10 protein-coding genes and 1 pseudogene are annotated in these 10280 nt (G+C 30.3%); 6 read left to right on the top strand and 5 right to left on the bottom strand.

Annotation, left to right across the window (positions count from 1 at the left end; all coding sequences use genetic code 11):
* The first annotated feature begins 53 nt into the window (after positions 1 to 53).
* Complete coding sequence (locus HMPREF3270_RS00005) at positions 54 to 662, top strand: recombinase family protein (protein ID WP_060803693.1); 609 nt, start codon at positions 54 to 56, stop codon at positions 660 to 662.
* A gap of 346 nt (positions 663 to 1008) precedes the next feature.
* On the opposite strand, the pseudogene HMPREF3270_RS00010 reads toward HMPREF3270_RS00005, so the two are convergent.
* Positions 1009 to 1687 (bottom strand): annotated as a pseudogene (locus tag HMPREF3270_RS00010) (DUF536 domain-containing protein).
* A gap of 341 nt (positions 1688 to 2028) precedes the next feature.
* Between HMPREF3270_RS00010 and HMPREF3270_RS00015 the strand changes: the two are divergent.
* The 4 genes from HMPREF3270_RS00015 to HMPREF3270_RS00030 all read left to right on the top strand — a co-directional run bounded on the left by HMPREF3270_RS00015 (position 2029) and on the right by HMPREF3270_RS00030 (position 4310).
* On the top strand, positions 2029 to 2955 hold the full coding sequence (locus HMPREF3270_RS00015; protein ID WP_060803694.1) for a replication initiator protein A: 927 nt from the start codon (positions 2029 to 2031) through the stop codon (positions 2953 to 2955).
* 264 nt (positions 2956 to 3219) lie between these two features.
* A complete protein-coding gene (locus HMPREF3270_RS00020) occupies positions 3220 to 3585 on the top strand; it encodes a TetR/AcrR family transcriptional regulator (RefSeq protein WP_070847840.1) in 366 nt (121 codons plus the stop codon).
* Positions 3586 to 3638: 53 nt separating this feature from the next.
* Positions 3639 to 4025, top strand: coding sequence for a hypothetical protein (locus HMPREF3270_RS00025; RefSeq protein WP_070847843.1), 387 nt, complete (start codon positions 3639 to 3641; stop codon positions 4023 to 4025).
* A 9-nt stretch (positions 4026 to 4034) separates the two neighbouring features.
* Positions 4035 to 4310, top strand: a complete 276-nt coding sequence (locus HMPREF3270_RS00030; RefSeq protein ID WP_060803697.1) for a hypothetical protein — start codon at positions 4035 to 4037, stop codon at positions 4308 to 4310.
* A gap of 101 nt (positions 4311 to 4411) precedes the next feature.
* On the opposite strand, the gene HMPREF3270_RS14395 is transcribed toward HMPREF3270_RS00030, so the two are convergent.
* The 4 genes from HMPREF3270_RS14395 to HMPREF3270_RS00040 all read right to left on the bottom strand — a co-directional run bounded on the left by HMPREF3270_RS14395 (position 4412) and on the right by HMPREF3270_RS00040 (position 7403).
* On the bottom strand, positions 4412 to 4474 hold the full coding sequence (locus tag HMPREF3270_RS14395) for a hypothetical protein (protein ID WP_371106788.1): 63 nt from the start codon (positions 4472 to 4474) through the stop codon (positions 4412 to 4414).
* Positions 4475 to 4487: 13 nt separating this feature from the next.
* Positions 4488 to 4799 (bottom strand): DDE-type integrase/transposase/recombinase, encoded by a 312-nt coding sequence (locus HMPREF3270_RS13465; RefSeq protein WP_371106789.1) that lies wholly within the window; start codon positions 4797 to 4799, stop codon positions 4488 to 4490.
* A gap of 54 nt (positions 4800 to 4853) precedes the next feature.
* Positions 4854 to 6254, bottom strand: coding sequence for an SLC45 family MFS transporter (locus tag HMPREF3270_RS00035; protein ID WP_070867133.1), 1401 nt, complete (start codon positions 6252 to 6254; stop codon positions 4854 to 4856).
* Between the two features lie 153 nt (positions 6255 to 6407).
* Positions 6408 to 7403: a LacI family DNA-binding transcriptional regulator gene (locus HMPREF3270_RS00040; protein ID WP_070847850.1), complete on the bottom strand. Its 996-nt coding sequence runs from the start codon at positions 7401 to 7403 to the stop codon at positions 6408 to 6410.
* 313 nt (positions 7404 to 7716) lie between these two features.
* Between HMPREF3270_RS00040 and HMPREF3270_RS00045 the strand changes: the two genes are divergently transcribed.
* Positions 7717 to 9375: a glycoside hydrolase family 13 protein gene (locus HMPREF3270_RS00045; protein WP_070847852.1), complete on the top strand. Its 1659-nt coding sequence runs from the start codon at positions 7717 to 7719 to the stop codon at positions 9373 to 9375.
* The last annotated feature ends 905 nt before the right edge of the window (positions 9376 to 10280 follow it).

The raw sequence follows: 10280 nt of genomic DNA on the forward strand, positions 1-10280 counted from the left end.
TTAGCTATATTTTTTTACTTTGCAACAGAACCTTAATTATGAGGTAAGGTTTAATGATTGTTGGTTATGCGAGAGTATCATCTATAAACCAAAATTTAGAAAGACAGCTAGCTAATTTGAAAACATTTGGTGCAGAAAAAATATTTATAGAAAAACAATCGGGAAAGTCAGTAGAAAACAGACCTATATTTCAAGAAGCACTTAACTTTGTGAGAATAGGAGATAAATTTGTTGTAGAGTCTATTGACCGTTTAGGTCGTAATTATGATGAGGTGATTAAGACAGTTAATTATTTAAAAGACAAAGAAGTTCAATTGATGATTACTAGCTTACCTATGATGAATGAAGTGATTGGTAATCCATTATTAGATAAATTTATGAAAGACTTAATCATCCAAATATTAGCAATGGTTTCAGAACAAAAACGAAATGAAAGTAAACGTCGACAAGCGCAAGGTATTCAAGTCGCGAAGGTAAAAGATGTATATAAAGGGCGACCTTTACTTTATTCACCAAATGCTAAAGATCCACAGAAACGTATTATTTATCATCGCGTTGTAGAAATGTTAGAAGAAGGCCAATCAATTAGTAAAATTGCGAAAGAAGTAAATATAACAAGGCAGACGATTTACAGAATTAAAAACGATAATGATTTGATTTAATAAACTTTGTTTCAATGCAACTGAGAGCTTCTCACGGCGTCTCAAAACAGATGATTATAATCTTATTATGAGTTTTTTATATTATTTTTCATTAACGAATATTTTTAAACTATATTATTTTTTGTTACTATGTAATCTATTCTACCTTTTCTTACACTCCCTAACTTTTCGTCACAGTTTGGACATTTCAGTGGACCTGCTTTCATAATACTCCTCCTTTTATTAGTTTACATAATAGGTCATTTTATCAGAAGTGCCAATAATAAAAATAATAGCCTTACAATCTTATAAACTTGTAGGGATATTTACTGTGTTAATTACCAAACAATCGGCTCCAGAAACCTTTTTAAAGTTCTTTTTCTTCCCTTTCTTCGTATTCACTATCTATTTCTTCGAATTGTTTATCGTCTATTGTGGGTGGTTCTTCGTTAATAATTTCATTCTCTTTCTCTTCAGGTATATCTTTACGCTGCGCCTCTGTAGATTGTTCCCATTCTTGTTGTTGATCAGTATCTTTAGACTCTCTAGTAAATGTTGCTTCTTGTACATTAACATTTTGTCTCTCATTAGCAGACATATCAAAAGAATAATTAGTTGTTTTTCTTCTTCTAACTCAGACTCCGACCTTTATATTTTTTTGTTACTTTCTAATCCTAATATTTGTTGATTCCCTAGCAATTTTTTAATGTATTAACATTGCTATTTTGTTGATCTAATTGCTCAGTTAGATTCTCAATATATTTTTCATCATTTTCAGCTCTAGATTCAAAGATTTCTATTTGCTTTTCTAATTCGTTTACTTTTGTTTTTAATGTCTCAGGACTATTTGAATTATTATATATTTTTCTCTACTTTTTCAGTATTTTTACCAAACATTTCTTTTTTTACTGATTCTTTTCTATGATTTTAAAACAATCATTATCCTCAATATAATTAATCTCATTTTCTTTTTCAAATGCTATATTTAAACTTTTAGTATTATTAACAATAGTTTGTTTAGTTACACCTAATTCATCATCAACCATTGATAATTCTCATAACACCCCCCCCTTAGATACCTAATTAGCCCTTTATAAAATGTTTTTGTCGCATAATTAGGTACTAAAACAAAGAGTTTTAACTACATTTAAAACTCTTTATATACCTTCTTAAAAGTGTTAATATTACTTTATAAATACTAAAAGAGTCAATGCTATTGGCGTAGCATCGACTCTCGGTAATAAAACGATTCGCACTCGTTTGTTTATATATTTTTTGATACTTGTATTATATCTATCTAATCATCTAAGTGCAAGCACAAAACATATAACTTACGTAAAAATTGTTTTATTACCTCAATTCTAAAAATGGAAATGAGGTTTTTATTATGCCGAAATTTGAAAAATACAATTTATCACAAGTAAAAACTGAAAGGTTTTATCAACTTCCTAAATATTTATTTGAAGATTCATACTTTAAAAAAATGTCGGCGGAAGCCAAAATTATGTATGCTTTATTAAAAGATCGCTTTGAATTATCCATCCAAAATGAATGGGTAGATAAAAATAATAACATTTACTTTATTTTCAGTAATAAACATTTGTGCGAATACTTAGGTTATGCAGAACAAAAAATTATAAAATTAAAAAAAGAGTTAATAAGTTTTAATTTACTAACTCAAGAACGTGTTGGTCTTAATAAACCAAATAGATTATACCTATTAAAACCTAATTATGACATTAAAGCCAGTCATAGCAAGGAACTTCCAAATTCACAGTTCCAGAACAATGAATTTGGAAGTTCTAGAACTGTGAATTTAGATGGTCAAGAACTTCCAAATTCACAGTCTAATGATACTGATTATAATGATACTGATTATATTAAGACTGAGAGTAATGATACGCATGATTTGAATGATAAGAAATTAGCATATCCTAGTAATCATTCAAATCACGACAATCCAAACTTTAGTAATGAAGCTTTAAAATTCCAATTATTAGAAGAATTACCGAAGAGTATTCAAAACTATTTAAGTAACTTTTCTGTAGCTGAAATTAAAATTATCAAGTCTGTATTGTTAAAAGCCAAAACATCTTTCAACAATTCTATTGATACATATTACTTATTAGAAGATATGGAATTTGAGATTGTTAATGTCCTTAAGCGTTTTAAAGCTACATTAATTCAAAAAAATGAGACTGTTCATGATATGCAAGGTTATTTAATGAAATCCTTCAAATCAGAATTCGCAGAAATGCATACTCTGAATAAGCGACGCGATAACTTACCAATTACTTCTTTATTTAATCAATAATTTAACTTAATACTTAATGAATTAAAAATACTCCTAATTAGAGTGAAGTAAACAAAGTTGAAAATAATAATATGAAAACAAGGTATCAAAGGATCAATATGACAAATATTACTTTAAAAAGTATTGAATATATTTACAATATATATAAAAAAACTGTAGACCTCTTCAGATTTACAGATTTTCATCATGCCATAAAAATTGAGATTAAACCTTTATTTTTCAACTTTGCAACAGAATCCTTTTAACAACATGGAGGTTACAATGATGGATGATTTAAGAATTTTAAGGTCCAAATTAACAATTAAACGCGCTATGCTAGATCTTTTAACTAAAAAGCCATTTAAACATATTACTATCAAAGATATATCAGATAAAGCTATGGTAGGTCGTTCTACATTCTATCATCACTATTTAGATAAATATTATTTAGTTGATAATTTAATCACAGACAGCTTAGATGATTATGAGAAGACATTGCATCAGAGATTAACTGGGCCTCATGTTGATATTGAACATTTTTTGAGTACATTAAAGCTTGATAGTAAAACGTTACTGCTACTACGTCAAATTGAAAGTACAGAATTAGAAATTGACACTTCAATAAAACAAGATCTTACACAGACTTTTTAAATGAGTTTAAACACTATTCATCAATTCACTATACTGAGATATTACCTCGTCTGATGGCGACATTAGTATTTGAACTTTTAATATTGGCCAAAGAAAGTAAATTTGAACGCAAAAATTCAGAAATTAAAGCTATCGTGAATGATCGAGAAGTACGATGGGAAGATATTAAACATTGGAAATCAATTCGTTCAGCACGAGTCTTACCTCATCAAAATTTTTATCAATTAAGTGAAGATGAACTGATACAAGCAGCAACTGAAAGCAAATTGGCTTTAGGGACAGATAAAATACTAGACATCTACGACGAACGTTTAAATGAAAGTAACGCTATGTGGCGAACATTTGTTCAACGTACGCCAAAGGATACTCCCTTTAAAGAACGTCATGTCATCATCGAAGTAGAAGGTATTAACCCAGTAATGGTCAGCAATATCGATTAAGAAAGTGGTATGTCTTTAGAAGGTTCATATAGTCTTCATTCTGAACATTATGTCTTCTTACAAATAGATAACATGCAACTTGTAATGGAAACCTTTGGTAATTACAAACATCCAAGTTTGTTTAAAATTGAAATGTTAGACCTTAACACACATAAACTTCCTGACGATATTAATCCAAATGCTGCTAAAGGTATTTTTGTTCCACAAGGTGTCCCAGACGAATCAGTCATTAGACATATGGAACACTTTGTGATTGATATGATGAGACAACAATCTGAGAAATAAATAAAAGACCTAAGATTTTGCAGTGAACCAAAATTTAAACTTTTTGATTAAATTATTTCTTTTAAGGTAAGATTTCTGTATTCAACAGGAGTCTTGCCTTTTTAATTCATTTTTCTTCTTAAATGATTATAGTATTCGATATATTTGTATATTTTTAATTCCAATCCTTCACAAGAACTAATTTCTTCTCCATAGGATAATTATCATAACAATCACCTTTCCTTGACATACTTTGAAAAATATATGGTTTTTAAGTATTTCCACCCAAGGCCTGTGCTGATAGTGCCAACCTTGATCAGAGTGAACTGTAGTTCGATAATTTAATTTCGGGATATTTCTAATAGCTTTGTCTAAAGATGGTAGCACCAAATCTAAAGTTGGATTATTGCTAATAGAATAAGCGATAATTTCTTTTAAAAACACATCTAAAATAGGTGATAAATAGTGTTTTGTATTAGTACTCATTATATTTAAGTGAGTAATATCTATTAGTTAATAAAAAAGTCGACAAGTCTATATAAGATTTGTCGACAATCTGTATTTCTATGATTTCACTATTGTTTTTTCATACTTGGAGTCAATAAAACTTACACATCCTGCAGCCACCAATAACATTACTCCAGCAAATAACAGCATGTTTGGCATTGATTTACCAAACAACGGGAATAACGCAAAACTAGCTAAAGAAGCGATAATCTGAGGGAGACAAATTGAACAGTTAAATAATCCTAAATAAGCACCAGCATTTTTACCATCTGTATTTTCAGTTAATAATGTAAATGTTTGTGTATTCATAGTAAGGTTATTAATTCCAATTAAGCAGAACGATAAAATTAATAACCATTGTGAATGAATAAAGAAAATTGATATAAATCCAATAGCACCCATGAGCAAACCAAATCTTAATACTAATTTTCTTTGATGAGGTTTTGCATATGCAGCTACTATGCCAAATAAAATAGATGCTACAAATTGTACGCCGATTAATACACCATACCAGTTACCTGCTTCTTGGTATCCTGCTGATGAAGGATCTGTAGTACCCCAAACATTGTTAGCAATAGCACCCGGTGTATATGTCCATAAATACATAATGGCAAACCAAGTAAAGAATTGAACTAAAGACACTTGCCAAAATTGTTTAGGTGCTTTTAAAAGCAATTGCCATAAATTCAATGAGTTTTTACGTTCTCTTTTTTCCTCTATTCCATGATAATGTGCATGTAATTTAGGATTATATTCATTTACAGAACGTACCGTCCAAATAGTTGAAATCAATAGAACAACTGCTGCGATATAATATGCAATTTTTACTGTCATAGGTACTTCACCTTTAGGCGCTACGTTCGATACACCCCAAAGTGTTAATAAGAATGGGAGTAAAGTTGCTATAATCCCTCCCATATTCGAAAAAATTTGTTGCCAAGACCAAGCCATATCTCTTTGTTTTTCAGGAACCGTATCACCAATAACCATTTTGTATGGTTGCATACAAGCATTTGCAGTCAAGTCCATAAAAAGTGTCATGATTGCTCCAAATAAAAGAGCAGCCAATGATGCATAGCCAAAACCAAGTGATCCTGAATTCGGTAATAATACAAGGGTGATAGCTCCTATAGGACCGGCTATTAATAAATATGGCATTCGCCTACCAAATCTTGTCCATGTACGATCCGAATAATAACCAATCAATGGTTGAATAATCAAACCAGCTAACGGAGGTAAAATAAAGAACCAACCAAGGTTATTAGGGTTCGCTCCTAAGGTTTGGAAAATTCTAGCCATCATAGCTGACTGTAAAGAAAATGCCATGTTTACTCCAAAGAAACCAAAAGTCATTGCAAAAATAATGCTCTTTTTCAATATTGGCAAACTCAATTTTTCTGACAATGGCTTTTCTTCCTCACTATTGTATTGATAACCTAAACCATCTGTATCTTTCATTTTAAAGTCTCCCTAAAAAATAACAGTCTTTAAAGTATACGATTACTTTAAAGACTGTTATTTCACATAATATTTTCTACACACATCGGTCTTCGTTGATTATGTAATCGATTACTTACAGATATTATCATATGAAAGCGCTTTTGTAAACGATTACATTTTTGGGAATATAGTTGATTTTCTTTCTATTAACTTACCATTTAAAATTATATTTTTTCTTTCCATTGCTTTTTTATCTATAATGTCTATTAACAACTCCATTGCTTTTTCACCGATTTCATAATTAGGTTGCGAGTATGTTGTAAGTCCAGGTTCAATAATTTCAGCTAATTTAATGTTATCAAACCCTACAATAGAAATATCTGTCGGTATATTTACCCTATGTTCTCTCAACACCTTAATTATTCCAATAGCCATTTCATCATTAGCTGCAAAAATAGCTGTTGGTCTATCTTTCATACTTAAAATATGTCTTGCAATTTTATATCCTGATTCTAACGAAAAATCACCTTCAATAATTGATTCCTTAGTGACTGGATAATTATACTGTCTCATCTTATTTTCAAATCCTAATAAACGCTTTTTCCCCAAAATACTATCTAATGATCCTGTAACATGTATTATTTTTTTATGTCCCAAATTAATAAGAAAATCTGTAACTGTTTCTGCCGCTTCAATGTTATTAATTGATATTGTAGGAATATCTAGAATTGTACTTGTTTCACATGCTAACACTATAGGGTATTTATCATAAATATCTTTCATTATTCTTAAACTTAACTTTGACGTTAATAGGATCATACCGTCTACTTGCCTTTCATAAAGGTATTTAAAATAATTATCTACTTTCTTCTTTTGAATATCAGCCAAAAGAATTTGATATTCCTTCTCTTCAGCTATACTTTCAATTCCTCTCAGCATATTTGTAAAAAAAGGATTAGTAATATCAGGTACTACAACTAAAATAGTCTTAGTTTCCATTTTTCTTAACTGTCTTCCAATACTATTAGGATAATACTTTAATTTTTCTACAGCATCTAAAACTTTTTTCCTGTTCTTTATAGATACATTCCCGGTATTTGTTAATACTCTTGAAACTGTTGCTGTTGACACTTCTGCAAGTTTAGCCACATCTTTTATACTTGTCACTCTTGAATCCCCCTTGTTCAATACATACAACTTTGATTTGAAAAAAGTTGTTATACTAACATTCACTCTTAGCTACTACTAAATAAATGAGATATTTTTCTAAATATAATTTAAGCTAAATTATCCAAACTTATTATATAACATAACTGACTTTAATGTAATCGTTTACAAAAATCAAAAAACTTGATACATTAAAATGTAATCGATTACATTTTAATGTGTTATTTCTATCTTTAAATGGCTAAAAATAAACATAAAGCATACTGATATTTTAGTCATTGTAAATAACATAAAACGATAAGGAGCGAAAATTATGACAGAAATTAAAGATAGACAATGGTGGAAAGAAGCTGTCGCATACCAAGTTTATCCTCGTAGCTTTAATGATTCTAACAATGATGGAATCGGTGATTTACGTGGATTAATTCAAAAATTAGATTATTTAAAGGATTTAGGAATTGACGTTATTTGGTTAAGTCCAATGTATGCTTCTCCTAACGATGACAACGGTTATGATATCAGCGATTATCACGCCATTATGAAAGATTTTGGAACTATGGAAGATTTTGATGAACTCTTAGATAAGGTCCATCAGAAAGGAATGAAACTAATTTTAGACCTTGTAGTCAATCATACTTCAGACGAACATCCTTGGTTTATTGAGTCTCGTTCAAGTAAAAACAGTCCTAAACGTGATTGGTACTACTGGGCTGATCCGAAGGATGATGGTTCTGAACCTAATAACTGGGAAAGTATTTTTAATGGTTCAACTTGGGAATATGACGAAAATACAGGACAATATTATTTTCACTTATTCAGTGTTAAGCAACCCGATTTAAATTGGGAAAATCCTGAAGTACGAAATGCAGTTATAGACATGATGAATTGGTGGTTCGATAAAGGTATTGATGGTTTTCGTGTAGATGCAATTACGCATCTTAAAAAATCTTGGGAAATGGGAGATTTACCCGTTCCTCCAGGTAAAAAATATGCACCGGCTTTTGATGCTGATATGAACCGCCCTGGTCTTCAAGGTTGGTTACAACAAATCAAAGATGAGTCATTAAGTAAGTATGATATTATGACTGTAGGTGAAGCAAATGGAGTAAATCCCGATAATGCTGACGAATGGGTTGGAAGAAAAAATGGTAAATTTAATATGATTTTTCAATTTGAACATTTAGGCTTATGGAATACAGGAAAATCTCATTTCGATGTTAAAGCTTATAAAAAAGTATTGAATCGTTGGCAAAAAAAACTTGAAAATACTGGATGGAATGCACTATTCATCGAAAACCATGATCAGCCACGTCGTGTATCTACATGGGGAAGTGATGATAAATATTGGTATGAATCAGCTACAAGTCATGCGGTTGTTTACTTCCTACAACAAGGCACACCATTTATTTATCAAGGACAAGAAATTGGAATGACGAACTTTCCGTTTACAAGTATAGAGCAATTTAACGATGTATCTGTTAAAAATGAATACCATATGGTTAAAGAGGAAGGCGGAAACACTGATGCATTATTAGAGAAACACCGCATGGAAAACAGAGATAATTCTCGAACTCCAATGCAATGGAATGATGAAGCTTACGCTGGCTTCTCTAATGTTGAACCTTGGTTCCCAGTCAACCCTAACTACGTGTCAATTAATGTCGAACAACAAGAAGCGGATGATCATTCTATATTGCAATTTTACAAAGATTTAATTCAACTTAAAAAGTCAGATGACACCTTTACGTATGGAAAATTCAACTTAATTGATTCAGAAAATTCCAGTATCTTTGCATATACTCGCACATTAAATAATAAAACTGCAGTCATTGTCGGTAATCTAACAAATCAAACTGTAAGTCTAAAAACTGACCTTGAATTAAACAAGGGAGATTTAAAATTGCATAACTATGATACTGAAATTAATACAGATAATATAAAACCCTATGAAGCATTTGTTACTATGATTTAGTATTTAGTTAACAACTTCATTCAGTTGACAATTACCTAAAAAACAAATCCTCTCATAACAAGATAAATCTTAATTTGAGTGGGTTTGGTTTTTAAATATATTAAATTATTCTTAACTACTCAAACTTACTGGAAGATAAATATGTATTATCTTTCATGGTTAAACTTTTTCTTGATTTAATAAATGTAGTTCTAATAGTCTTTTTATACTTTCCATCAAATTAGAGCATATCTTGAACCCAACGTTAGATAGTTAAATGACAAATTAGTATTTTCTTAATATAAGATAGCTACTTTTCATTGTATAAACACTAGATATATTGTATATTTTGATTAGGGATTGTTTTAATATATATTAAAAGCACAGTAATTAATGTCCCAAGTGCATTTTTGCAATCCTAGTTGTATATATTTTTCATTTAGAAAAGCATTTCTAAACATCTAGCTCCTAAACCGCCTTAATGGCGGTTTTTTTGTAGTGAATTTTACATTCAAACTATGGTTATAAATAAAAAGCCACTACACCATCGTTGTAGTGTAGTGACTCACTTAAATCGTCAAAAAAAGAAGTTGTATGACCAATGTACCTTGCAGGTACGTACTTATGATAACATGTAATTCCTAAATTATGTTAGTAAGAAGTGATAATAATTGGGCAAAGACCTCTGATTATAATTATATTTCAGAAATAATAAACTAAAAGTCATTGATTTACTCCAAATATATGCTAATATATTTTATATGTCGCTTTTCAGTAGTGGCATATAAACTCGTGTTGTGTGCGTTTTCAGTTCTACCACACTTCACAGGTGTGTGTAAGTTCACAGTTAACATTAGATTTACTTCAAGGTCATCATACTCTGTATGATGACCTCAGACCGTAGACAAACTACCGTTATAACTTGA

This window comes from Staphylococcus sp. HMSC65H10 (assembly GCF_001839185.1).
Taxonomy (GTDB): Bacteria; Bacillota; Bacilli; order Staphylococcales; family Staphylococcaceae; genus Staphylococcus; species Staphylococcus simulans.

Excerpts from the sequence above, each read along its gene's own strand:
- HMPREF3270_RS00025 (WP_070847843.1), top strand. The coding sequence starts at position 3,639 with ATGGCGACATTAGTATTTGAACTTTTAATATTGGCCAAAGAAAGTAAA.
- HMPREF3270_RS00045 (WP_070847852.1), top strand. The coding sequence starts at position 7,717 with ATGACAGAAATTAAAGATAGACAATGGTGGAAAGAAGCTGTCGCATAC.
- HMPREF3270_RS00015 (WP_060803694.1), top strand. The coding sequence starts at position 2,029 with ATGCCGAAATTTGAAAAATACAATTTATCACAAGTAAAAACTGAAAGG.
- HMPREF3270_RS00035 (WP_070867133.1), bottom strand. The coding sequence starts at position 6,254 with ATGAAAGATACAGATGGTTTAGGTTATCAATACAATAGTGAGGAAGAA.
- HMPREF3270_RS00020 (WP_070847840.1), top strand. The coding sequence starts at position 3,220 with ATGGATGATTTAAGAATTTTAAGGTCCAAATTAACAATTAAACGCGCT.
- HMPREF3270_RS00005 (WP_060803693.1), top strand. The coding sequence starts at position 54 with ATGATTGTTGGTTATGCGAGAGTATCATCTATAAACCAAAATTTAGAA.
- HMPREF3270_RS00030 (WP_060803697.1), top strand. The coding sequence starts at position 4,035 with ATGTCTTTAGAAGGTTCATATAGTCTTCATTCTGAACATTATGTCTTC.